The organism is Streptococcus atopicus, from assembly GCF_049166725.1.
GTDB classification, from domain to species: Bacteria; Bacillota; Bacilli; order Lactobacillales; family Streptococcaceae; genus Streptococcus; species Streptococcus hominis.
The window spans coordinates 1-25,675 of sequence record NZ_JBMHFC010000008.1; the positions used below are offsets into that span (position 1 = coordinate 1).

The following is a 25,675-nucleotide window of genomic DNA, read 5'->3' on the forward strand; positions in this document are numbered from 1 at the left end:
AGTCGCCTGCACATTGGTTCGTCTTGTTCAGTTTTCAAAGGTCTTTGTCGCCCCTCAAGCGACAACTATCTTAGTATATCATCTCCTTTGACTCTTGTCAATACCTTTTTTCATCTTTTTTTATTTTTCTTGTTTTTAAGTTTAAGCTTTTTTAGTTTAAGGTAGCAAAAAAGGATTCCAAATGTTATCAGAATCCTCATTTTTCTTTTATTTCGCAACAATATTCGCCAATTTAGGTGACTTCAATAGCCTGAGAAGCTATTGAAGGTTGGGGTTACGGCTAACAGAACCTATTACTTAACAACAATATTAACAAGTTTGTTAGGGACTACAATCACCTTGATGATTTCTTTGCCAGCGATTTCTGACTTGATTTTTTCGTTGGCAAGAGCAAGTTTTTCAAGTTCTTCACGGCTGGAATCTTTTGCTACAACGAGTTTCGCACGAACTTTGCCCTTGATTTGGAGAACAATTTCAATCTCGTCTTCAACGAGTTTTGCTTCATCCCAGGTTGGCCAAAGAACGTATGAAATAGACTCGCCTGATTGTGTCAATCCTTGCCAAAGTTCTTCTGCCAAGTGCGGTGCAAATGGAGCTAGGAGTTGGATCAAGCCTTTTGCATATTCCACATAGAGACGGTCTTCCTTGTTGGCGCTATTAACAAAGACCATGAGCTGGGCAATGGCTGTATTGAACTTGAGTTCTTCAATCTGCTCAGTTACAGCTTTGACTGTCTGGTTGTAGACTTTATCAAGCGCACCACTGTTTTCTGCCACAATTTTCTTGCTAGTCAGCAAGCGGTAAACGCGGTCGAGGAATTTACGCGAGCCTTCAAGACCCTCTTCAGACCAAGCGATTGACGCATCAAGCGGTCCCATGAACATTTCGTACACGCGCAGCGTATCCGCACCATAACGGTCAACCACATCATCAGGATTCACAACGTTTTTAAGTGATTTAGACATCTTCGCCGGAGCTTGCTCCAGCTCTTCACCTGTTTCGATATTGAAGAAAGAACCGTCACGTTTTTCAACTTTATCACTGGCAATCAGAGCTCCTCTGCTGTCACGATAGCTTGTTCCCAAAATCATCCCTTGGTTAAAGAGCTTTTGGAATGGTTCCTTGGTTGGAACGATACCTAAATCATAAAGGAATTTATGCCAGAAACGAGCGTAAAGAAGGTGAAGCACAGCGTGTTCTGCACCACCGATGTAAATATCAACTGGTAACCAAGCCTTGAGCAATTCCTCATCTGCTAACTTTTCATCGTTGTGTGGATCAATATAGCGCAGATAATACCAGCTGGAACCAGCCCATTGAGGCATAGTATTGGTTTCACGGCGGCCCTTCACCCCGTCTTCACGAGTCACTTCCAGCCAATCGGTCAAGTTAGCAAGTGGGGATTCCCCTGTACCGGAAGGTTTGATGTCTTTGGTTACTGGCAATACAAGTGGTAATTGCTCTTCTGGAACAGCTGTTGTTGTGCCGTCTTCCCAATGGATGATTGGGATTGGTTCACCCCAATAACGTTGACGTGAGAAGAGCCAGTCACGCAAGCGGTAAGTCACTTTCTTGTTACCAACGCCTTCTGCTTCAAGCCATTCAACCATTTTGTCAATAGCTTGCGCTTTATCAAGACCGTCTAGGAAACCAGAATTGATATGAAGTCCGTCTTCTGTGTAAGCTTCTTCTTCAACATTTCCGCCTTCAAGAACTGGAATAATTTCCAAACCGAATTGTTTTGCGAATTCCCAGTCACGTGTATCGTGAGCAGGAACCGCCATGATAGCACCAGTACCGTAGCTTACAAGAACATAATCAGCAATCCAGATTGGCATTTCTTTACCATTTACTGGGTTAATGGCATAGCTACCAGTCCAAACACCTGTTTTTTCTTTAGCAAGGTCTGTACGAGCAAGGTCAGATTTAAGGCTTGCTTGGTGTTTGTAGTCAGCAACTGCTTGCGCTTGTTCTGGTGTTGTAATAGCTTCAACAAGTGGGTGCTCAGGCGCTAAAACAGCGTAAGTCGCACCAAATAATGTATCTGGACGAGTTGTAAATACGCTGAAATCTTTGTCAGTACCCTTAATTTTAAAGGTAACATTAGCACCAGTTGATTTACCAATCCAGTTACGTTGCATGTCCTTGATAGACTCTGGCCAATCAAGGTCTTCTAAATCTTCTAGCAGACGTTCAGCATAAGCTGTGATTTTCAGCATCCATTGACGCATGGGTTTGCGGACAACCGGGTAGCCACCACGTTCAGATGTCCCGTCAGGAAGGACTTCTTCGTTGGCGATGGCTGTACCTAGTTCTTCAACCCAGTTAACTGGCACTTCGGCTTCGTATGCCAAGCCTTTTTCGTATAATTTTGTGAAAATCCACTGAGTCCATTTGTAGTAGTTAGGATCCGTTGTATTCACTTCACGGTCCCAGTCATAAGAGAAGCCCAGTGCATTGATTTGGCGTTTGAAATTGGCAATATTTTCTGCCGTAAACTCAGCTGGGTCATTTCCTGTGTCCATCGCGTATTGCTCAGCAGGAAGCCCAAAAGCATCCCAGCCCATTGGGTGAAGAACGTTGTAGCCTTGAGCACGTTTGAAACGGCTGAGAATATCAGTCGCCGTGTAGCCTTCTGGGTGTCCTACGTGTAGACCTGCTCCAGATGGGTAAGGAAACATATCCAGCGCATAAAAGTTTGGTTTGTCAGCATCTGTTCCTGTCTTGAAGGTATGATTTTCAGCCCAATAATGTTGCCATTTTTTTTCAATTGATTTGTGATTATAAAAAGTCATTGATTCACTCCAATTTTGTGATGTTATTATTATACCATTTTTAGGCGATTTTAAAAGGCATAATTAGGGAAAGAGGAAACATAATCAAAAAAGAATACTTTACTAACTGGATTTGTTTTCTAGCTCATTTTATTGAGAAGTTTTAACTCCATAGCTAAATGGAAAATCCTAAAATATGAAGCCTAGCATTTATTCTACCCTTTTTATTGCAGTCGTTTTAACAGCGATGCGTCCAATTCATAGATTTCACCTGCAAATGCCACTGTTGACGTACGGTGTGAAATCATAAAAATCATTCCTTGGCATTCTTCTTTTACAATAGATAGAAACGCCGCTTCGTTGAGCGAATCAAGATTGCTAGTCGGCTCATCAAAGATATAACAATCCGCCTTTTTCAAGAGTGCCCGCATAAGCTCTAAACACTGTCTTTCTCCAGCTGAAAAGTCACGTTCACCGTCAATAATTGTATCCAATCCATTCGGCAATCTTTCTAGGCACTCTTTTAGTCGGCATCTTTCTGCCAACTTCCAGATACTTTCATCACTAATGTCGTTTCTCCCCAGTAAGAGATTTTCTCTCAAAGATTGATGAAAAAGCTGAGCTATCTGTGGTACATAGGCAAATGAAGCCTGCAAATGCTGACGATTAACTTCTCTGGAGTTTACACCAGTAAGAAAAACTGAACCAGCATTGCTGTCATACCAACGCATAATGAGCTTCATCAGGGTTGATTTACCACTACCACTCTTACCAATCAAGCCAATAATCTTCCCTTTTTCAAAATGTGCAGAGAAATTATTAAACAGCTTTTGCTGATGATTGTCGTAAGCAAAATCCATATTCTCAATCAGAATATCGTCTAAAGTGACAGCTATTTCCTGACCAGTTTGGACGGGCTCTACCTCATCTAAGAGAGCAAAAACAGTACGACCAGCATTCATAGCACGTTTAAATCCTAAAGGCAGGCGGCCTAATTCTAAAAAAGGAGCAAAAGAGCTAGAAAAAGCAACTAAAACGAGAACCGCTCCCTGCCAAGATAACTGATGATTTTCCACTTGATAGAATGCAAAAAGAGCAACGCTTGTAAGAGACAGTCCCACCACCAAAAAGGTTACCGTTTGCTGTAGATATTGTTTCTGAGTAACCTGTCTTTCCAACTGGTTCACAGTCTGACTTTTGCCCGTCAATTCTGCAAATCGTTCGTGACTCTTGCCAAATTGAGACAAATCGCCCATCGCTTTCAGACTTTCCAAGAAAAAAGAAACATAATTCGAGCGTTCCTGATTTTGCTTCTGCAAAATATCTTGTAAACCGAGAGCAAACATTCTCGGTAAAATAATAGCTAAAATCCCATAAGTCATTAAAGTCACTAAAGCAAACCAAAACGAGAAATATGCAAAATACATTCCCATCAAAAGAGCTGTCAAGAACCCTGTACAAATAGGAGCTATCGTATGTGCAAAAAAGATTTCCAGCGCTTCAATATCTTCACCAATCATCTTGAGCAATTTGCCGCTGTCCTGACGATCCAACTTTGCTGGTGCCAAACGACGTAGCTTCGCAAAAATGAGCTTACGTAAATCCGCTAGAGAATGGAAGGCAACAAAATGCCCGAAATAATGCTCGCCATAACGAAAGGCGCCCCGAGCTAGGGCTAGTCCAATCAGTAAAATCAGACTCCACCAAGCAGGCTGCTGACCATTCAAAGCATGAAAACCTGATACAATCACAAGAGTTGGAATTGCCACCGTTGTGACAAAGCCCAGTACCGCAAAGAAAACCGCTAGAGCGATAAAAGGGAGCAAATGGTTCATCACCTGAAAAAGTCTGCTGAGGATAACACGAGTTGTGTAACGTTTTTTAGTTTCCATACGTTAATTCCTCCAACTCTTGCTGGGTATTTGCCAATTGACGGTATTCTTCACTCTGTTCATAGACTTCTGTCGGTGTTCCCAAAACCGTTTTTTCTTTTCCTATAAAGAGAACTTGACTTGCTTTAGCGACTTGTTTCATCTTGTGAGTAATCTCAATGACAAGTGCGTCTTGCGCTACCAAATTTAGCAAATCATAGATAGCCACTTCATTGTCTTTATCTACACTGGATGTCACTTCATCAAACAGATAGAGTGAACGCTTGGCCAAGATAGCTCGCACACAAATGATCTGCTGGCGTTGCCCCGGTGACAATTGACTGCCGTTTTCCCCCACAAGAGTATCGAGACCTTGAGGCAGATCTCTTACAAACGCTAAAACTCCTTTTTCAGCCAGCCAGTCCTCTAATTCAACCCGCGACCAATTTACCGCCAACTGTAAATTCTCAAGAATGGATGCGTTTAAAAGGACACTGTTTGCTGACACATACATGACTTCCTGATAAATAGTTGATTTGGATAGGCTTTCGATTTCTTTTTCTCCTAAGAAAATGGAACCTCTGTCCGCCTGTCGTTTCCCCAACAACAGCTTGGCTAACGTCGTTTTCCCACGGCCGCTTTCTCCTGCAATGGCTAAGATTTGTCCTCGTTTCATTTTAAAACTTAGATTTTCAAATAATTTTCTATCCGCAAAAGCAAAATCCAAGCCATTAACTGTCAATTCACTAAAAGGAGGCAATTCCTGCCGTTCCTCTTTTGCTTCTTTTTCAATCGAATCCAAAAACCCAAAAATTCGATCAGCCATTTTGGTATTCATCATAACTAAATGCATTCCATAACCAGCTTCACGAATCGGCGTGAAAAACTCAGTCGCAATAAAAACAAAGTAAATCATAGCAAACAGTGATAAATGCCCTGCTTGTAACATGGAAGCTGCAACGAATCCTGACACGCCAATCCCCAAGTACATGACTGCATCCATGTAGCCAACTGACTGCAGCTGAAATCCTAGAAGTTCCATAGTTGCATCACGGAAATCCTCTGCCTGCGCTGCAAATTCCTTTTCATATTTTGCATCTGCCTGATAAGAATAAAGAGTGTTCAGCCCCTGAAGATCATCTAAAAAGAGATTGCCAACGTCCATATAAGAAGCCCAGTAACGATTCATAATCCTGCGCGAACGCTTCTGCATGAGAATGATAGACATAGGAATCAAAGGCAGCGAGAGAATAAAAATCAAACCGCCAGCAGGGAACAGAAAAAACACAATCACCAACACTGTCAAGCAATTCAAATACGTTCGTAGATTTAAGGGGAGATAATAAGAATAATACGTATCCAAACTGTCAATTCCTTGTGACGCTACCGTCAAAACATCTGCAGCCGTCTTACTATCCTGAAATTCTCCGTCTTTATCTACGAAAGCCTGAAAAAATGCTGATTTTAGTTTGTTGCGAGCAAACTGCGAAGCTACTCCTTGGAAATTTTTCGCCAGAAGCGAAAGCGCAAAACCTAAACAAGAAAAGAAAAATAGCCAAAAAAGAACCGACAAAAAATCCAATGGTATTCCCTCATATAAATCCGACAAAACTTTTGCTATCAATGCAAAGCTCAAAATCCGCATGATGAATTGAAGCCAAGCTAAAAAAGCCGATAGATAAATCAGTTTCATTTTAGGCTGGATCAGTTCTTTCAAACGAGCAATCAGCACTTTCTTTCTGCCTCGCGATATTTTTTCTTGCTCTTCTGTCATCACTTTCTCCTCATATTCTTTATTCTGTTCTATATTTATTCATTATAACACTCCCAAGCAGAGAAATAAATTAAATTTTCAGTTTTTTTAATTTGTGCAGTCCATGAAAACTTTCCTTCCTTGTGAAATTTATTCATAAGACAAATCAATTAGCCAGCCTCTCTACGCTAAATACACAAAAAACCAGCTGACCATTCCAACTGGTTTTGAATAAAGTGATGCCATTACCAAATAATCACGCGGTCTTCTGGTTTGCGCCACATGCCATCACCTTCTTTAACATCAAAAGTCGTAAAGAAATCATCAAAGTTTGGCAATTGAATATTTGTCCGGAGTTTTCCGGGAGCATGCACGTCCACGCTGGCTAGCATTTGCATGTATTCTGGACGAGCTTTCATGCGCCAGATACGAGCAAAATTAGTAAAGAATTCTTCTGCAGAGAAGTCTGCTTCTTTCTTAGCGGCTTCCAGTGCTGCCGCAATACCACCAAGGTCTGCAATATTTTCTGAAACAGTTAGTTTCCCATTGACTTTAGCACCGTAAGAATCCTGTCCGTCAAATTGCTCAATCACCTTTTGAGTACGTGCTTGGAAGGCCTCGTAATCTTCTGGCTTCCACCAATTGTTCAAACTTCCGTGTTCGTCAAATGAAGCTCCATTTGAGTCAAAGGCATGAGAAATTTCATGAGCAATCACCGCACCGATGCCGCCATAGTTGGCTGATGAAGATTGATGTAAATCATAAAATGGCGCTTGGAGAATAGCTGCTGGGAACACAATTTGATTTTGCTGTGGGTCATAATATGCATTGACCATATGAGCTGGCATGTGCCATTCACTGCGATCCACTTCCTTGTTCCACTTGCTCCATGTATGCGCAATAGAAATTTTTGCTAAGTTTCGAGCATTCTCAACTAAGCTCAAATTCTCATCAATCACTTTTTTCTCATAGGTTTCTGGCAATTTCTCTGGATAGCCGATATGCGGTGTGATGACATTGAGCTTGACAATCGCTTTGTCACGTGTTTCCTTAGCGAGCCAATCCGCCTTTTCCAGACGCGACTTATAAACATCAATCATAGCAGCAACTTTGTGCTCTACATCTGCTTTTGCTTCAGGTGAGAATTTTTCTCCCGCATACCAAAGACCAAGTGCTTGGTTATACGGACCTTGCGCTAGCTGGTAAGCTGCCTTTTCTTTTGGACGGGGTTCTGGGACACCTGAGATAGCGCGTGCATAGGTCCCTGAAAGGACACGAATTTCTTCAGTGAGTAAAGAAGTCCATGCTCCAGCCGCAAACAATTTCAATCCTGCATGGATAGCAGCCCAATTCTTTTCTGAATAATATTCCGCCGCAAACTCTTTCCAGAAGCGCTCTTGCGGAACAATCACCTTGTTCGGGATTTGTCCCAAAATCTCTGTAAAAATCGCATCAAGTGGCAATTCTGGAGCTAGCTTCGTGAAATCTGCCCAATCATAAGGATGATATAATTTCACATATTCTGAGCTTTCTTCATTTGACAGGACATACTTGGCTAATTTAGCATCCAATTCCAGATATTTATCTAAAATATCTTTTGTTTCTTCTTTCGAAAAGCCAAATTTAGGCAGCAGTTCTTCCTGCATTTTCCGCCAGATTGCCAGCAATTCCTTACCTTTTTCATTTCCTTCTTCATAGTAGGTTGTATCTGGCAAAATGATTCCAGGTGCATCAGCCCAGAGAACATTCATTTGCGCATTCATAAAGTCTGGAACAACATCAAAAGTAAAGAAATTTGGCTTTCCAGCCATTTCATATTCAGCAATCTTATCTGCAAATTCCTTAAAAGAGCCAAGCGCTTTATATTCTTCTACCAGCGGCATTGCCGGAGCAACTCCTGCTTGTTCCCGTCCGTCAAAATCTGCTACCAAACGGTGGTATTTCACAAAATTTTGCAAGATTGAATCATCCGGTACATCTTGACCTGCTAACCATTTATCAGTTGTAGCCAGCATCAATTTTTCAATATCTTGATCCAAATCCATAAATCCACCTGTCATAGGTTTATCATCAGGAATAACTGCTGTTTTTTCCCATTCACCATTAACATAATCAAAAAAATCATCTTGTAAACGTGTCATCTTGTTCTCGCTTTCATTGTTTTACCTTAATCCTATCAAAAAAGTTCTGAATAATCAAACTTTTATCAAAAGGGAGTTTTCTGGCAAACCCTGCTTCTGATTTTTCTTAAAAATTCTAAAAATTAACTTGACTTAATTTTTATTTTAAGGTATATTAAAGGTAGGGGTGTATAAAAATGATACGTATCGAAAATTTAAGTGTCTCTTATCAGGAAACGCTTGCTCTCAATCAGATTTCTTTGGAAATCCAAGGCCCAACTATCATGGGAGTTATTGGTCCCAACGGAGCTGGTAAATCAACCCTTTTAAAAGGAATGTTGGGCATCATTGATCATGTTGGACAAACTTATCTTGATGATAAAGAATTCTCAAAGGTACTTAGCCATGTAGCTTATGTGGAACAAAAAGTTCACATTGACTACAACTTCCCTATCAAAGTGAAAGAGTGTGTGTCTCTTGGACTGTATCCAAAAGTGAAACTCTTCCACAGACTAACAAGCACAGACTGGGACAAGGTGACAAATGCGTTACGCATTGTCGGCTTAGAGGATTATGCTGAACGCCAAATCAGCCAATTGTCAGGAGGGCAATTTCAACGGGTCTTGATTGCGCGCTGTCTAGTACAAGAAGCTGACTGTATCTTTCTGGATGAACCATTCGTTGGAATTGATTCAATCAGTGAAGAAATCATCATGACAACGCTACGCAGTCTAAAAGAACAAGGAAAGACGATTCTCATTGTTCACCATGACTTAGGAAAAGTCCCACATTACTTTGATCAAGTTTTAATTTTGAATAAAGAACTCATTGCCATTGGAGAAACTTCATCAACTTTCACAGAAGAAAACTTGAAAAAAGCCTATGGCTCTCAGCTTTTTGTGAATGGAGGTCTTTAATATGTTTTCAGAATTTATTGATGGACTACAAAATTTCCATTTTCTACAAAATGCGCTGATTACAGCCATTGTCATCGGGATTGTTGCTGGAGCAGTTGGTTGCTTCATTATCCTAAGAGGCATGTCTTTGATGGGCGATGCCATTTCACATGCGGTCTTGCCGGGAGTTGCACTCTCCTTTATTTTAGGAATCAACTTCTTTATCGGAGCCATTGTTTTTGGACTTTTAGCTTCGGTCATTATTACTTATATTAAAGGAAATTCAATTATCAAAAGTGATACTGCCATTGGAATAACTTTTAGTTCCTTTTTAGCTCTTGGAGTCATTTTGATTGGAGTTGCTAATAGTTCAACCGACCTTTTCCATATTCTTTTTGGAAATATCTTAGCTGTGCAAGACATTGATATGTGGATTACAATCGGTGTCGGAATCGCTGTTCTAATTATTATTGGACTATTCTTCAAAGAATTATTGATTACATCTTTCGATCCACTTCTGGCAAAAGCGATGGGGATGCCAGTCAATCTTTATCATTATCTCTTAATGATTCTCTTGACGCTGGTTGCAGTTACAGCTATGCAAAGCGTGGGAACAATTTTGATTGTTGCTATGCTGATTACACCTGCTGCTACGGCTTATCTTTACGCTAACAGTCTTAAAACGATGATTATCTTGTCTTCTAGCTTGGGGGCAATTGCATCTGTCTTAGGACTTTTCATTGGCTATACCTTTAATGTTGCGGCTGGCTCAAGTATTGTACTGACATCCGCCATTATCTTTGCCATTAGTTTCTTTATCGCTCCAAAACAACGATTTAACAAACTTAAAAACAAACCCAAGCTAAAATAAAGTTAGTATTAAATTTATCAAAGGAGAACCTTATATGAAAAAATTAGGTTTTGTCGCCGTTCTGTTTTTGGCTGTTGTAGGACTCTTTGCCTGCGCTGGTCAGAAAGGAACATCTACTAAGAATTCAAAATTGAATGTTGTTGCTACCAACTCTATCATTGCTGATATTACAAAAAATATCGCTGGTGATAAAATCAATCTGCACAGCATTGTTCCAGTCGGAAAAGACCCACATGAATACGAACCATTACCAGACGATGTCAAGAAAACTTCTAATGCTGATTTAATCTTCTATAATGGTATCAATCTTGAAACAGGTGGAAATGCTTGGTTTACAAAATTAGTTAAAAATGCGAAAAAGACTGAAAACAAAGATTACTATGCTGTAAGTGACGGTGTTGAGGTCATTTATCTTGAAGGTCAAAGCGAAAAAGGAAAAGAAGACCCACACGCTTGGCTCAATCTTGAAAACGGAGTTATCTATGCTAAAAACATTGCAAAACGTTTGATTGAAAAAGATCCTAAAAACAAAGAAACTTATGAAAAGAATCTGAAAGCTTATACTGCAAAATTAGAAAAATTAGACAAGGAAGCAAAGGAAAAATTCAACAACATTCCTGCTGACAAGAAAATGATTGTTACCAGCGAAGGTTGCTTCAAATACTTCTCTAAAGCCTACGGCGTGCCTTCTGCTTACATTTGGGAAATCAACACCGAAGAAGAAGGAACTCCAGACCAAATCAAAACACTAGTTGAAAAACTTCGTAAAACAAAAGTCCCTTCACTCTTTGTCGAAAGTAGTGTCGATGAACGTCCAATGAAGACCGTTTCAAAAGATACGAAAATTCCAATTTATGCTAAAATTTTCACTGACTCAGTCGCTGAAAAAGGAGAAAAAGGCGATAGCTACTATGACATGATGAAATGGAACTTAGATAAGATTTCAGAAGGTCTTAGCAAATAAGAAATGGAAAAAGGAGCCGGAATTGATTGCCAGTTCCTTTTTACTTAAAATTCTTCTTGAATAATAAGCCTTACATTCTCTGAAACAAGCGGTTATCGGCTGTATTCTTAAGTTATTTTTGATATACTAGTAAGATAAGGAGTAAAAAGACAACATGACCCCAAACAAAGAAGATTACCTCAAATGTATTTATGAGATTGGTACGCATACTCAAAAAATTACAAATAAAGAAATTGCCGCCCAAATGCAGGTATCTCCCCCAGCTGTTACAGAAATGATTAAAAAGATGAAAGCCGAAAAATTGATTGTAAAAGATAAAACAAGTGGTTATTTACTGACAGATCTTGGTTTACATCTTGTTTCTGAGCTATATCGCAAGCACCGACTCATCGAGGCTTTTCTCGTACATGATTTGGGATATACGACTGATCAAATCCATGAAGAAGCGGAAGTCTTAGAACACACCGTTTCAGAATTATTTGTCGAGCGCTTAGAAAAAATGCTGAATTTCCCAGAAACCTGTCCCCACGGCGGAACCATTCCTGCAAAAGGTGAATTATTGGTCGAAAAATACCAATTGACTTTAGATCAAGTCGAAAATGCTGGAACCTATCGTTTAGCACGAGTTCACGATGAATTTGAACTATTAAAATATTTGGAAAAACACGATTTACATCTGGGAGATACGCTGATACTGGAGCAATACGATCCTTACGCTCAACTGTATGCGCTCAAGGTCAATGGAAAAGAGCTGCAAGTCAACTCTGCTATCGCTCAACAGCTTTATGTGGAAAAAATATAAAAGGAAGTCGCAACTGATAACATTAACACATTGGAGACTGCTCAATGCGTATTGAGTTTTATCCTAGAAAGCAAACAAGTCTGGAACAGTTTTGTCCAGACTCGTTTTTATTTATCATTTTCTCAACGATTCTTCGTATCTAACACAATCGTCACCGGTCCGTCATTGACTAACTCAACCTGCATATCAGCTGCGAAAACACCTGTTTTGACAGGTATATCTTGACTTAGCAATTCGTTAAAATCATCATATAACTGACTAGCCAAGTCTGGTTGCGCAGCGCCAGTAAATGCAGGACGATTCCCTTTTTTGGTATCTGCGTAAAGGGTAAATTGAGAAATAGAAAGAATCTCTCCCTTTACGTCTTTAATGGACAAGTTCATCTTGTCTTCATCATCTGAAAAAATCCGCATATTGGCAATTTTTCTCGCTGCATACGCCACATCTTCTTGATCATCATCTGGGGCAACACCGACTAACAACAGCAGTCCTTGCTGAATTTGATTGTAAAGTTTGCTATCAATCGATACCGAAGCCCGCTTCACACGCTGAATCACTATTTTCATTTTGAACTTTCTAATTTCTGTTACATTTTGTGAATAAATTTACAAGAACGCAATTCCAGCAAAACATTTCCGCTCTGTTGTCCTCACTTAGCCGTTTGTCCGTTTGACAGAATAAACTTCTGGCACGCTCTTAATCTTATCTACAACTGTCGTGAGCATAGATAAATTAGCGATTCCGAAAGAAACATGGATGTTTGCAAATTTCATATCCTTCGTTGGCTGTGCATTGACAGTAGAAATATTTTTGGTTGTATTGGACAAGACTTGTAGCACATCGTTCAAAAGACCTGCTCGATTCAAACCATAAATATCAATGTGTGCTGTATATTCTTTCGTAGAGGTATTTTCTTCCCATTCGACATCAATCAAACGCTGCTCATAATTTTCCTGCGCCCGCAGATTCATACAGTCCTTACGGTGAATTGCTACCCCACGACCTTTGGTAATGTACCCGACAATCTCGTCACCAGGAACTGGATTACAGCATTTGGCAATCCGTATCAAAAGCCCCGACGCACCTTGGATAATAACGCCGCCCTCATGCTTGACTTTCAGCGTTTCTTTATTCTCCCGTTTCACTTCGCCGCCCTTGACAAGCTCTTCTGCTTCAGCTCTCGCTTTAGCGCGTTCTTCCTCACGGCGTTCTTTTTCTGTCAAACGATTAAAAATAGAAATCGCACCAATCTCACCAAAACCAATTGCCGCAAAAAGAGCTTCTTCTGTTTTGTAGCTTGTTTTTTGCAGGACTTCTTCCATGTGCTTTTTATCCATGTATTTATTGGCTACACAGCCATGTTCTTGAAATTGTACCTGTAAAAGTTCGCGCCCTTTAGAAATGGACAATTCCTTGTCTTGGTTTTTGAAAAATTGACGAATCTTATTCCGTGCCTTGCTCGTTTTTACAACATTTATCCAGTCACGGCTTGGTCCAAAGGAATTGGAACTGGTGATAATCTCGACCTGATCCCCTGTTTTTAACTTCGTAGTCAGTGGCACCATGCGACCATTTACCTTGGCACCGACCGCTTTTTCACCAACTTTGGTATGGATTTCATATGCAAAATCAATCGGCCCAGAGTCTTTTGGCAACGAGCGGACAGCTCCGTCCGGTGTGAAAACATAGATTTCCTCAGCCAGGTAATTTTCTTTGACAGAATCCACAAAATCTTGCGCATCGTTTGATTGGTCTTGGAGTTCCATCATCTCCTTGATCCAGTTCATTCCAATCGCAGATTCTTTGCTATCAACTTGACCTTTAATGCCTTTTTTATAAGCCCAGTGAGCGGCAACCCCGTATTCAGCCACTTCGTGCATCTCTTTCGTCCGAATTTGAAACTCAATCGGACCTTTAGGTCCATAAACGGTAGTGTGGATAGACTGATAACCGTTCGCTTTACGATTGGCAATATAATCTTTAAAACGTCCGGGCATTGGTCGCCAAAGTTCATGAATGTAACCCAGCATGGCATACACATCACTTTGCGTATCTAAAATGCAGCGAATAGCAATCAAGTCATAAATTTCATCAAAACGCTTTTTCTTGTCCTGCATTTTCCGATAAATGGAATAAATATGTTTTGGACGACCGTAAATTTCCCCATGAAGATTACGCTCAGACGCATAGGTTTCAATCTTATGAACCACTTCGTCCACTAATTCCTCACGTTCCCGACGCTTTTCCTTCATCAGGTGAGAAATCTTATAAAATTCTGTCGGATTCAAATATCGAAAAGCTAAATCTTCCAATTCCCATTTAACACTCGAAATCCCCAAACGATGAGCTAATGGAGCATAAATTTCCATGGTTTCGCGTGAGATGCGTTCCTGTTTGTCTTTGCGCAGGTGCTTAAGTGTTCTCATATTGTGCAAACGGTCTGCTAGTTTTACCAAAATGACACGGATATCCTTGGACATCGCCATTAGCATTTTGCGGTGGTTTTCAGCCAACTGTTCCTCGTGAGACATATACTTGACTTTACCAAGTTTGGTCACACCATCGACAATCACGCGCACATCATGTCCAAATTCGCCTTCCAAATCGTCCAAAGTTGCAGCTGTGTCTTCTACAACATCATGTAAAAAACCGCAAGCGACACTGACCGCATCCAACTTTAGCTTAGCTAAAATCCCTGCCACTTGAATCGGATGGATGATATATGGCTCACCTGATTGGCGAAATTGCCCCCGATGCCGATCTACCGCATAGAATAGAGCTTTTTGCACCAAGGTGACATCTTCTGATGATAAATACTTTCTAGTAAGAGCGACCACTTGATCGCCTGTTAAATTCACTTCTTTTGGCATGTTCTCTCTCCAGTTCTTCCTACCATTTTATCACTTTTAAGGCAATATGAAAACAAGGAAACACAGAAGAATGCAAAGCTTCTGTGAGAAATGACCGATTTTTTTCAAACTGCGATTACATATAAGCCATACCCCGTAAATAGTAATTACTCTAAGTTTAGAAAAAGCCCGCCTTTATATAGGCGGGTTGTGATGGAAGAGGTGATGCTTTTCTGCATGTAGCATATCTCCGATAAATTCAACATAAGCATAAATGAGATAGCAAGCTGATACAACACCTAAAATAGCAATAAACAGCTCAAATAAGGTAGATAAAGATATGATGAACCTCCTCTCCTTACCAAGCAAAAGCGGTTTTCGCAATCTAGCCAGCAGATTTGTTTCCGTGCTTCCATCCTTTCTAGCTAAACTAGATATTTCGCTTATATTATACCAAAGTTAGGAGTTAAGAACAATAGAAATGAGAGCTATTAAAGCTACTTTTTCCTACTGTATCAATTCTGTCAAAACACTAACTGCACTTAATGCGTAAAGTGGAGCTGTCTCTGTCCGCAAGATACGTGGACCTAGCCCTGCAAGTATAGCTCCTGCTTCTTCCAATGTAGTAATTTCTGCTGGAGACAGACCGCCTTCTGGCCCAAAGACAAATAAAATCCGACTTCCTATTTCGAGTCCTGTCACAGCCTTGACTAAAGCAGCAGACTCCCCCTCTTTGGCAGATTCCTCATAAGCTACAATGACGCGGTCAAACTGGCGCAAACAATCTAAAAAGTCAATTTTCTTCTCAAAAAGTCGGACTTCTGGTACCCGATTGCGTTTGCTCTGCTCGGCTGCTCCCAAAACAATCTTTTCAAGTTTTTCTGCCTTTTTGGCTAATTTCTTACCGTCCCACTTGGCTACAGACCAGTCTGCTGGAAAAGCCCAGATAGCAGCTGCTCCCAGTTCTGTCGTTTTCTGAGCCACCCATTCCAGCTTGTCTCCCTTGGGAAAGCCAGAAGCAACCGTCACATGAAGCGGCAGCTCCGCGTTATCTGGAAATGCTTCTACCAGATTCAACACGTGGCGCTCCCTATCCGCAACTCTTGCTAGACGTTTAATGCCATCTTCAAAAACCAGCACCACTTCATCATCTTCTACCAAACGCATGACAGAAAACATATGCTTAAGGGTATCTTTATCTCTGATAATGACAGGATTTTCAACCTGTCCCTTCACAAAATACTGCTGCATCTAGCCTCCTATCACTCCTGAAATCTCCTTGGTTTTCTTAAAGACACAGGCATTCCACTCGCCCTGAATCATGTGGGTCTCAAGGAAAAATCCAGCAGTTTCTGCCGACTCCCGCACCAGATTCCATTTCTCAGAGATAATCCCGCTCATAATCAGATAGCCCTCATCCTTAAGCAAACGGTAAGCATCGTCCGTCAGATTTACCAAAATATCCGCCAGAATATTAGCTACAATGACATCCGCCTCGATGTCAACGCCTTTGAGAAGGTCGCCAGCTGCCACATGAATATTTTCAGTCCCAGCATTCAAGGCAATATTTTCCTGAGCAACACGGACAGCCACATCGTCCAAGTCATAGGCATAGAGATCCTTAGCGCCCAAGAGAGAGCTAGCAATGGAGAGGACACCACTTCCTGTGCCTACATCCAGCACCGTTTCTCCGCCCCGCAAGACCTGCTCCAGAGCAAAGAGGCTCATCTTGGTCGTCGGGTGAGTGCCCGTACCAAAGGCCATGCCAGGATCCAGCTTGATGACTTTCTCACTCGGACCAGCCTCATAGTCCGTCCATGACGGCACGATGGTCAAGTCATGGGTAATGCGAGCTGGCTCAAAGTATTTCTTCCAGTTGTCCGCCCAATCTTCCTCCGTCAGCTGCTGAGTGGTTAGCTGAGTTTTTCCAATCTCCAAACCAAAATCCCTCAGCTGAGCCAACCGCTCTTTCACTTCCTGACGAATCATTTCAAGATTCTCTGTTTCTGGATAATAAGCCGTAATGCCAACCGTATTCAGCTGCTCTACCTGAGGCAACACCTCCCCAAAAGGACCAGCTTCCCCCAGATAATCCGCACTGTCATCAATCGCCACACCTTGACTGCCTAAATCAATCAGAATATTGCTGACTGCTTCTTCCGCCTCACGGCTGACCGTAATGGTTAGTTCTTGCCAAGTGTTCATATGTCATTCCTTTCTTTTAATACTCTTCGTCATATAAACCATATCCATGCCCTCTTGCTCTGGTTCAGTATGCGTTTGATGATAGCCGCATTTTTCATAAAATTTGACCATAGGCTCATCTTGGAAAACCGTACATAAATCCCACTGAGTAATCGTCGAAAATGTTTTCTCAAGCAGGTGAATCCCTTCATAACCATAGCCTTTTCGCTGATACTGAGGTAAAATCGCAGCTGTCCCAAGCCAACCTTCTGTTCGCGCATCGTTGGTCTGCAAGCGAAGAAAGCCAACAATTTCCTCTTCGTCTTTGACAAAATAGTAAAAACTATTAGGACGTTCCACCAACTTCCACTTAATCCGCTCCCTATCTTCCAGATACGGGTCATACTGGTCATGATATTTTTCGTAGACAGCTTTAAAACTAGCACGTTGAATATTGATAATGGTTTCTAAATCTGTAGCTTCTGCTTGTTCTATATGAATCATATCTGCACCTCCAAATAATCTCCCAATCTACTTTTCAACTGCGGGATGACGTTTTCATCCGCTAATAATTCTTCTATATTTACCAATTTGTAGCCCTGTCCTTCGTCACCAAAGACAATCTGATCTATCAGTTCTTGACAGATAGAGGCCACCATGAAAACAGAAACTTTCTCAGGATGAACAAATCCCTGATAACATTTGACCCATGTAATGGAATCCTCCACGAGTTCAATGCCCAGCTCCTCGAAGACTTCTCTTTTGATGCACTCAAAAGGCGTCTCGTCCTTTTCTCTCCCACCGCCGGGAAAATCCCACATATTCGGGTAAGGAATTGTCGGAATATCGTCTCTTAAAATGGTCAAAATTGTATCGCCATACAGCAAAGCAATTTTACAGCCTGAGAAATCAAACGTTTGATGCAAAACAGTCATATCGCTCATTCTTACCTTCCTCCGTACAATTAGTCGTCTTCTTGGACACCCTTGTGTTTTAGTACCTCGGATATGGATAAAATTCCGTCTCCGTCAGCCCTGCTCTGCCTTTTTCAAAAACTTCATTATTCCAGACAATTTCAAAGTCTTCTACCGCTGGATCTGCTAGAAAGTCCATGAGAGCATCTAACCCTTCTTCGGCCGTCTGCTTCAAAAAGTCCACAAAGTAGGTCAGGAATTCACGAGACAAACCTTTCTTTGGCTCATAAGGGACAACTGTTAGATAATCCTCTATTTCAAAGTGAGACTTAGCAGGGTTATAAAAGAGAACGCTTTCTTCAAAGAAAATATCTTCTGCACTACTTTCCCCATCTATATCTAAAAGTTCTATGCTATTTGCATTTTGCACTTCTAAGAGAAATGACAGCTCTACTGCATGGTTTTTCTTGTCCCAATTGATTTCATAGTCAAATGGAAAGCTTTTCTCCATTTCTTTATCTAATATATCCAAAAATCCATACTTCGCCATAGCCAGCCTCTCTCTAATCCTTTAAAATGTGTTAAAATAGATACAACTATAGTAACATAAATCAGAACAGTTGAAAAGAATACCAGTAAGGAGGAAAATGTATGCCAGAAAATTTAGCGATTCGCATGCGACCTAAAAATATCGATCAGGTCATCGGTCAAAAACATCTGGTCGGTGAAGGAAAAATTATTCGTCGCATGGTGGAAGCCAATCGTCTGTCTTCTATGATTCTCTATGGTCCGCCAGGGATTGGCAAGACTTCCATCGCCTCTGCCATTGCAGGAACTACCAAATTTGCTTTTCGGACCTTTAATGCTACCGTTGATAGTAAGAAGCGCCTGCAAGAGATTGCAGAAGAAGCCAAATTCTCTGGTGGTTTGGTGCTGCTTTTAGATGAGATTCACCGTTTGGATAAGACCAAACAAGACTTCCTCCTACCGCTCTTAGAAAACGGTCTGGTCATCATGATTGGCGCCACGACAGAAAATCCTTTCTTCTCTGTCACTCCTGCCATTCGCAGCCGGGTACAGATTTTCGAGCTGGAGCCTCTGACAAATGACGATATTAAACAAGCCATTCAAACAGCCCTGACGGACACCGAACGAGGTTTTGATTTTCCTGTCCAGCTAGATGACGACGCACTGGATTTTATTGCCACTTCCACGAATGGCGACTTGCGCTCAGCCTTTAACTCTCTAGATTTAGCAGCCCTCTCTACCTCAGCGGATAATTCAGGCGTTCGCCATATCACTCTGGATATTATGGAAAACAGTCTGCAAAAGAGCTACATCACTATGGACAAGGACGGAGACGGTCACTATGATGTCCTATCCGCCCTACAAAAGTCTATCCGTGGGTCTGATGTTAATGCCAGTCTCCATTATGCAGCTCGCTTGATTGAAGCTGGAGACCTTTCCAGTCTCGCACGACGTCTGACGGTCATTGCTTATGAAGACATTGGTCTGGCAAATCCCGACGCTCAGATTCATACAGCGACTGCACTTGAAGCCGCTCAGAAAATCGGCTTCCCCGGAGCTCGCATCCTCATTGCCAATATTGTCATTGACCTAGCGCTTTCTCCTAAGTCTAATTCTGCCATAGTAGCTATAGATAAAGCTCTTTCTGATTTGCGACAAAATGGGAACTTGCCTATCCCTCGCCATCTACGAGACGGTCATTACGCTGGCAGCAAGGAGCTGGGAAATGCTCAGGATTACAAATATCCGCATAACTACCCTGGTAATTGGGTTCAGCAAGACTATCTTCCTGAAAAAATAAAAAATGCCGATTATTTCACTCCGAACGAAAACGGCAAGTACGAACGAGCCCTTGGCATGACTAAAAATAAGATTGATCAACTAAAAAATAACTAAAAAATCATGGTATCGTTTGCAAAAAATCAATTTTTCCTCTTGAATTTTTCAAAAATTGTGGTATCATAATTATAGAAACGCTGTGGTGTACGACTTCACACTTAAGTGTTGACCGACTATTTTTTGTATTATTAGGGAAACAAAAGACTTCTAACAGCTTGCAGGCCGTTTCACGCGGAAGCAGCTTCAGTTAGAGCGAGTTGCCCACCTGCTTAATTGTGCGGGTTCAATACAAATCGTGAAGGTCCGGCACCAATACAGCTTTTTCTGTTGCCTCCTTAGCTCAGTTGGTAGAGCAGTGGACTCTTAATCCATGGGTCACAGGTTCGAGCCCTGTAGGGGGCATAATAAAATTTAAGTAGAAAGCCTATATGATAGGCTTTTTTGTTGTTCTCACTTATAATCTTCTAACCTTGTTATAGTTACAAAAAATAATAAAACAGCCTTTTTTGTTCCACAAAAAGCCATACTAAAATTCTCAAACTATCTATTCCCTTTCTTGACATCTCCCATCAAAAAAGTTAAAATGCTTTCATCCTCAAACTATACTATATAGGGGGGTATTGAAATGAAATTTTCTAATCGTTTATTGCTATTCCTTGCAGGAGTTGTTTTTGTCCTTTTAGCACTTTTTCTATTTACAAACCCAGCAGCTAATCTTGTTGCTTACAGCTGGTGGATTGCATTTGGTTTACTGGTTGCTTCTATAGCAACTATTTTAGGCTATTTCTCTGTACCAAAAGAGCTTCGCTCACCTGTTTATCTTTTCCAAGGGTTTGTTAATCTTCTCTTAGCTCTTTACCTCGTTGCTTATGGCTTTGTGACCTTGCCAGTCGTCATCCCAACCATTTTAGGAATTTGGTTAATTGTAGAAGCCATTATTGCTTTCTTTAAAGGCAATCGTCTGGGATTGATTTTCCCTATTATTGGTAGCCATATCATATAGATAGCCTTGCTTGCATTTTTACTAGGTCTAGTGATTCTGTTCAATCCAGTAGCTACAAGTGTCTTTATCGTTTATGTCGTTGCCTTTGCATTTTTAGTTGCTGGCTTCACCTACATTATTGATGCCTTTCGTAAATAATCTAGTTGCTATTTCTATCGCATTCAAAAAAGCTGGGAAATCATATTCTCAGCTTTTTCGTCTCTTTAATTATCACTTTTTCGCATCCCATTCTGCGTAGAATTGCTCTAAGTATTCTTCCAAAAAGTGATGGCGACCTATTGCTATTTGCTTAGCATAGTCTGTATTCATCAAATCTTTTAACTTCAACAACTTTTCATAAAAATGTAGAATTGCTGTTCCTTGATTGCTTCGATATTCTTCTATCGTCATATCTTCTCGTGGTCGCAAGGCAGGGTCATGAATGGGTCTGCCCGTATATCCAGAATAAGCCATAGCTCGCGCTATTCCAATCGCTCCAATCGCATCTAAACGGTCGGCGTCTTGAACAATTTTCCCCTCCAAAGTGCTGACATTCTTCTCTTGATGACCACCTTTAAATGACATCGTTGCAATAATCTCCAGTACATGAGCTGTTTCCTCATCTGAAGCCTGATGATTCTGTAGCCATTGCTTGACCTTTTGCAAGCCCACCCCTTCATTCTCATTTAATTTCCCGTCAGCTATATCATGCAGCAAGGCAGCTAGCTCACAAATAAAAACATCTGCTTGTTCTTGTTTGGCAATTTCTACAGCATTGTTTGTGACACGCACAATATGCCACCAGTCATGCCCACTCATCTCGTCTTTCAATTCAGCATAAACAAAATCTCTTGCTTCTTGAAGAATTTTCGCTTGTCTATCCGTTATCATCTATCTCCCTTTTTATTTATATATACAAAAATCTCGAAGTGATTTCGAGACTTTCTTGATTGAATTTATTTCTCAAGCCCAATTGTTCTCATTTTTTCTTGAATTTGTTGGTAGACTTGATTCCAATCATTTGGATCTGCAATATCCAAATTATCTGTTGCAATTCTCATTTTAGGACTGTAATTGTAATCCTCATACCAATTTTGATAATGCTTGTAAAGCAGTTGATAGTAGTCAGCGAGTCCATTTTCTTCATTTGGTTGCTCATAATCGCGACCACGTTTTTTGATATTGTCCATAATGTGATCGAAGCTACCGTCTAAATAAATCAACAAATCTGGCGCTTTCTTAGGCAGACCTTGGATTTCTTCCATCATATTGTCCAAAAGTTCCAAGTAGATATCATACTCTTGCTCACTGATACTTCCCTTGAGTGTATTGATATAAGTAAACAAAGCGTCTTCATAAATAGAACGATCTAGAATATTGTTGTCATCATGATAAGCCGCTTTGATCATTTTAAAGCGTTTATTTAGAAAATAAATCTGCAAAGCAAAACCATACTTATCAGGGTCTTCATAATACTTATCCAAAATAGGATTTTCTTCTACAGGCTCAAAAAAAGGCTGTGTTCCTAATTCCTCGGCTAATCGATAAGTGTAGGTCGTCTTTCCTACCCCAATCATGCCCGCTAAAATAATCACTATCTTCCTGCACCTCCCAAATCTATCCAATATCAGGTTATCAGCCTCAGCCAAACCACCATATATTGTGCCAAAGAAGATGATAACACAATATATTGATGACGTCAAGATATAAAACTTCTAAATGTATAAACAAAAATAACCTTGTACAAAGAAGCACAATTAGCTCCAATACAAGCGTTATTTTTAGGATTCTCCATTCGTGACAGTAAATTTAATATGCGAATAATCTTTTTCTAAATCTTTCCCTTTCAAAAAAGCTGTCGCATCTTTTTTAATCTGAATGAGGTCAATTCCTTGCGCTTGTGCTGCAAATACACAACCACAATAGCATTGGCGGTAAATGTCGTACTCCTCGCACATTTCGACCGAGCGCTTATAGCCTTGATTTTTCTTGAAATCACTAGGAAGATACTGCGTTGCGTAAACTTTCTGCACTTCAATTCCAACGCTATTGATCGTCTGCGAATTTTTATGAGGGCTGATTGTCAAGGCGCTTCCAAAATAATCAAATCCCAAATCAACCGCCACTTGCGCTGTCTTATCCAAGCGATAATCATAGCAAACTTTACAACGATCGCCACCTTCCGGCTCTTCTTCCAAACCGTGTACTGTTCGGAAAAATTCTTGTGGCTCATAGGGGGCTTCTAAATATTGAACATGATTACCAGTATTTTCATTAAAATCGTGAACAAATTTTTGGGCAACATAGGCACGGCGCTGGTATTCAGCTTTGGGATGAATATTTGAATTAGCAAAATAAACCGTCACGTCCGCATACTGGGTCAAATACTCCAGCGTATAAGTGGAGCAAGGCGCACAGCAGGTGTGCATTAAAACCGTAGGACGCTTCTGGTCCGCCTCCCAAACTTTGACCATTTTTTGCATCACGCGGTCGTAATTGATCTTTTGATTGGGATTCATCTTGCTCAGAATGGCTTCAACATCAATCATCGTTTTCTCCTTAGAAATGTATCACTATTTTACCACAGAAAGAGAGTAGTGACAAATAGACAGAATAGAATATCATTCTCAGGCAACACGAATTTATTCAGCAAGAGAGAATAAATCTCTAATATTCAATGAACAATCATTCTGTTTCGTTTGTCTTCTCTGTACCTACCTTATGTGCCCAAACTAAAAAATAATAAAAAGGGAAGCGAGCTTGGATTTATTGAATCCATCACCACTTCTCTTTTTAATATCCTTGAGGACACGCTTACACTTTAATATAAAAGTAATCTTGTACAAAATTGAACATGATTAAGAACGGTATTTCTTAAACTACATCATGCCGCCCATCATACTTGGATCCATTGCTGGAGCGGGGCTAGCTGGTTCTGGTTGGTTAGCAACAACTGCTTCAGTTGTTAAGATGAGGCTCGCTACTGAAGCTGCATTTTGAAGAGCAGAACGAGTAACCTTGACTGGGTCAATAATTCCTGCATCAATCATATTCACCCATTCACCGGTAGCAGCATTGAAACCAGTCCCTGCTTCCGAATTTTTCAAGCGGTCAATGACGATAGAACCTTCAAATCCTGCATTTAGAGCGATTTGACGAACAGGTTCTTCCAATGCTCGAAGAACGATGTTGCGACCAGTTGCTTCGTCACCTGACAAGTCTAGTGCTTCAACGGCACTTAAAACATTGACAAAGGCTGTTCCACCACCTGAAACAATCCCTTCTTCGACAGCTGCACGAGTTGCATTGAGGGCATCTTCAATACGGAGTTTCATTTCTTTGAGTTCTGTTTCTGTTGCAGCACCAACTTTGATGACAGCCACACCACCTGACAATTTCGCTAAGCGTTCTTGGAGCTTTTCACGGTCAAAGTCAGATGTAGAACTTTCGATTTGTGACTTAATGACAGCCACACGGTTGGCAATCGCTTCTGCATCACCAGATCCTTCAACGATAACAGTGCTATCTTTGTCGACAGTCACTTTTGAGGCTTGACCAAGTGCTTCAATGGTTGCATCTTTCAACTCCAGACCAAGGTCTTCTGTAATCACTGTACCGCCAGTCAAGATAGCAATATCTTCTAGCATCGCTTTACGACGATCCCCAAATCCTGGTGCCTTCACAGCGACTACATTGAAAGTACCGCGGATTTTATTCAACACAAGAGTTGGAAGAGCTTCACCGTCTACATCATCTGCGATAATCAAAAGCGGACGGCTTGTTTTCAAAATATTTTCCAACAAAGGAAGAATTTCTTGGATATTGGAAATCTTCTTATCTGTAATCAAGATATATGGATTATCTAAATCAGCAACCATTTTTTCATTATCTGTTACCATGTATTGAGAAAGATAGCCACGGTCAAACTGCATACCTTCAACAACATCTAGCTCTGTTTCCATTCCTTTTGATTCTTCAATAGTGATGACACCGTCGTTGCCAACTTTTTCCATGGCTTCAGAAATGTATTCTCCGACTTTTTCAGAACGTGATGAGACAGCTGCAACTTGCGCAATGGCTTCTTTATTAGAAACCGGAACAGAGTTTGCTTTTAAGGCTTCAACAGCTGTTGCAACAGCTGTTTCAATACCACGACGAATGCCAATTGGGTTTGCACCAGCCGTTACATTTTTAATCCCTTCGCGGACAATTGCTTGGGTCAACACAGTCGCAGTAGTTGTTCCGTCACCAGCGATATCATTGGTTTTTGATGCAACTTCTGACACCAACTTAGCTCCCATATTTTCAAAATGATCTTCGAGTTCAATTTCTTTTGCAATGGTGACACCGTCATTTGTGATGAGTGGTGAGCCAAATGATTTTTCAAGAACGACATTGCGCCCTTTAGGGCCTAAGGTTACTTTAACGGTATCTGCCAAAATATCAACACCACGCACCATGGCGCTTCTTGCATCCGCTGAAAATTTAATATCTTTTGCCATTTTTACAATTCCTCTTTCTATAAATTTTTATTTATTCAACAATCGCTAGAATATTTGCTTCATTGACAACGAGGTACTTTTCTTCGCCGTCTTTAACATCAATTCCCGCGTGGCTTTCAACGAGAACGGTATCACCAGCTTTTACGCTTGGAGCAACGAGTTCACCGTTGAGTGTACGAATCCCTTCCCCGACAGCCACAACTTTTGCCGTCTTTGTGGCGTCTTGCCCTGCACCTGCAATGACAAAACCACCAACTTTCTGTTCTTTTTCTTCTATTTTTAAGACCACACGGTCACCTAATGGTTTAAGCATTTGTTTACCTCCAA

The 25,675-nt window shown here is 40.9% G+C and carries 21 protein-coding genes, 1 tRNA gene and 1 pseudogene; 7 read left to right on the forward strand and 16 right to left on the reverse strand.

All coding sequences use genetic code 11. The annotated features are described in order from the left end of the window. Positions 1-293 precede the first annotated feature (293 nt). From leuS to ACOMA9_RS06305, 4 genes are all read right to left on the reverse strand, one after another. Positions 294-2,795, reverse strand: coding sequence for a leucine--tRNA ligase (leuS, locus tag ACOMA9_RS06290; RefSeq protein ID WP_330945436.1), 2,502 nt, complete (start codon positions 2,793-2,795; stop codon positions 294-296). 203 nt (positions 2,796-2,998) lie between these two features. Further along, positions 2,999-4,666: an amino acid ABC transporter ATP-binding/permease protein gene (locus ACOMA9_RS06295; protein WP_421424936.1), complete on the reverse strand. Its 1,668-nt coding sequence runs from the start codon at positions 4,664-4,666 to the stop codon at positions 2,999-3,001. Continuing rightward, entirely contained in the window at positions 4,656-6,419 is a 1,764-nt protein-coding gene (locus ACOMA9_RS06300) for an ABC transporter ATP-binding protein/permease (protein WP_330945437.1), read from the reverse strand. Before ACOMA9_RS06300 ends, ACOMA9_RS06295 begins: the two co-directional genes overlap by 11 nt. A 224-nt stretch (positions 6,420-6,643) precedes the next feature. Beyond that, positions 6,644-8,539, reverse strand: coding sequence for a M13 family metallopeptidase (locus ACOMA9_RS06305; protein WP_421424938.1), 1,896 nt, complete (start codon positions 8,537-8,539; stop codon positions 6,644-6,646). Between the two features lie 176 nt (positions 8,540-8,715). Between ACOMA9_RS06305 and ACOMA9_RS06310 the strand changes: the two genes are divergently transcribed. From ACOMA9_RS06310 to ACOMA9_RS06325, 4 genes are all read left to right on the forward strand, one after another. Next, complete coding sequence (locus ACOMA9_RS06310; protein WP_421424940.1) at positions 8,716-9,435, forward strand: metal ABC transporter ATP-binding protein; 720 nt, start codon at positions 8,716-8,718, stop codon at positions 9,433-9,435. A 1-nt stretch (position 9,436) separates the two neighbouring features. Beyond that, positions 9,437-10,285 (forward strand): metal ABC transporter permease, encoded by an 849-nt coding sequence (locus ACOMA9_RS06315; protein ID WP_022525271.1) that lies wholly within the window; start codon positions 9,437-9,439, stop codon positions 10,283-10,285. A 34-nt stretch (positions 10,286-10,319) separates the two neighbouring features. Beyond that, positions 10,320-11,249: a metal ABC transporter substrate-binding protein gene (locus tag ACOMA9_RS06320; RefSeq protein ID WP_330945439.1), complete on the forward strand. Its 930-nt coding sequence runs from the start codon at positions 10,320-10,322 to the stop codon at positions 11,247-11,249. Positions 11,250-11,403: 154 nt separating this feature from the next. Then, entirely contained in the window at positions 11,404-12,051 is a 648-nt protein-coding gene (locus ACOMA9_RS06325) for a metal-dependent transcriptional regulator (RefSeq protein WP_003026873.1), read from the forward strand. A gap of 122 nt (positions 12,052-12,173) precedes the next feature. Here the strand turns inward: ACOMA9_RS06325 and dtd are convergent, their stop codons facing one another. From dtd to ACOMA9_RS06360, 7 genes are all read right to left on the reverse strand, one after another. Further along, positions 12,174-12,617: a D-aminoacyl-tRNA deacylase gene (gene dtd, locus ACOMA9_RS06330; RefSeq protein ID WP_003028895.1), complete on the reverse strand. Its 444-nt coding sequence runs from the start codon at positions 12,615-12,617 to the stop codon at positions 12,174-12,176. Positions 12,618-12,704: 87 nt separating this feature from the next. After that, positions 12,705-14,921 carry a RelA/SpoT family protein gene (locus ACOMA9_RS06335; protein WP_330945440.1) on the reverse strand — a complete coding sequence of 739 codons (2,217 nt, stop codon included), beginning with the start codon at positions 14,919-14,921 and terminating at the stop codon, positions 12,705-12,707. Between the two features lie 486 nt (positions 14,922-15,407). Next, positions 15,408-16,151: a 16S rRNA (uracil(1498)-N(3))-methyltransferase gene (locus ACOMA9_RS06340; RefSeq protein WP_003039154.1), complete on the reverse strand. Its 744-nt coding sequence runs from the start codon at positions 16,149-16,151 to the stop codon at positions 15,408-15,410. Beyond that, the gene (gene prmA / locus ACOMA9_RS06345; RefSeq protein WP_106083467.1) at positions 16,152-17,105 is read right to left on the reverse strand and encodes a 50S ribosomal protein L11 methyltransferase; all 954 of its coding nucleotides are present in this window, start codon (positions 17,103-17,105) and stop codon (positions 16,152-16,154) included. Between the two features lie 3 nt (positions 17,106-17,108). Continuing rightward, positions 17,109-17,588 (reverse strand): GNAT family N-acetyltransferase, encoded by a 480-nt coding sequence (locus ACOMA9_RS06350; RefSeq protein WP_003028902.1) that lies wholly within the window; start codon positions 17,586-17,588, stop codon positions 17,109-17,111. After that, positions 17,585-18,028 carry an NUDIX hydrolase gene (locus ACOMA9_RS06355; RefSeq protein WP_151379927.1) on the reverse strand — a complete coding sequence of 148 codons (444 nt, stop codon included), beginning with the start codon at positions 18,026-18,028 and terminating at the stop codon, positions 17,585-17,587. The genes ACOMA9_RS06350 and ACOMA9_RS06355 overlap by 4 nt, the downstream gene beginning before the upstream one ends. 49 nt (positions 18,029-18,077) lie before the next feature. Beyond that, positions 18,078-18,548, reverse strand: a complete 471-nt coding sequence (locus tag ACOMA9_RS06360) for a DUF3013 family protein (protein WP_151379928.1) — start codon at positions 18,546-18,548, stop codon at positions 18,078-18,080. 101 nt (positions 18,549-18,649) lie between these two features. Here ACOMA9_RS06360 and ACOMA9_RS06365 point away from each other — a divergent pair, with 101 nt between their 5' ends. The 3 genes and pseudogenes from ACOMA9_RS06365 to ACOMA9_RS06375 all read left to right on the forward strand — a co-directional run bounded on the left by ACOMA9_RS06365 (position 18,650) and on the right by ACOMA9_RS06375 (position 21,005). Next, positions 18,650-19,921 (forward strand): replication-associated recombination protein A, encoded by a 1,272-nt coding sequence (locus ACOMA9_RS06365; protein ID WP_421424944.1) that lies wholly within the window; start codon positions 18,650-18,652, stop codon positions 19,919-19,921. Between the two features lie 272 nt (positions 19,922-20,193). Beyond that, a tRNA-Lys gene (locus tag ACOMA9_RS06370) sits at positions 20,194-20,266 on the forward strand. Between the two features lie 223 nt (positions 20,267-20,489). Next, positions 20,490-21,005: pseudogene (locus ACOMA9_RS06375) on the forward strand (DUF308 domain-containing protein). 72 nt (positions 21,006-21,077) lie between these two features. Here ACOMA9_RS06375 and ACOMA9_RS06380 read toward each other — a convergent pair. From ACOMA9_RS06380 to groES, 5 genes are all read right to left on the reverse strand, one after another. Then, complete coding sequence (locus ACOMA9_RS06380) at positions 21,078-21,737, reverse strand: HD domain-containing protein (protein WP_151379930.1); 660 nt, start codon at positions 21,735-21,737, stop codon at positions 21,078-21,080. A 65-nt stretch (positions 21,738-21,802) separates the two neighbouring features. After that, positions 21,803-22,441, reverse strand: a complete 639-nt coding sequence (locus tag ACOMA9_RS06385) for a deoxynucleoside kinase (protein WP_126406302.1) — start codon at positions 22,439-22,441, stop codon at positions 21,803-21,805. A 186-nt stretch (positions 22,442-22,627) separates the two neighbouring features. Next, entirely contained in the window at positions 22,628-23,395 is a 768-nt protein-coding gene (locus ACOMA9_RS06390) for an epoxyqueuosine reductase QueH (protein WP_106083475.1), read from the reverse strand. A 330-nt stretch (positions 23,396-23,725) separates the two neighbouring features. Next, on the reverse strand, positions 23,726-25,348 hold the full coding sequence (groL, locus tag ACOMA9_RS06395; protein WP_049513151.1) for a chaperonin GroEL: 1,623 nt from the start codon (positions 25,346-25,348) through the stop codon (positions 23,726-23,728). A gap of 31 nt (positions 25,349-25,379) precedes the next feature. Next, positions 25,380-25,661 (reverse strand): co-chaperone GroES, encoded by a 282-nt coding sequence (groES, locus tag ACOMA9_RS06400; protein WP_049533301.1) that lies wholly within the window; start codon positions 25,659-25,661, stop codon positions 25,380-25,382. Positions 25,662-25,675 lie beyond the last annotated feature (14 nt).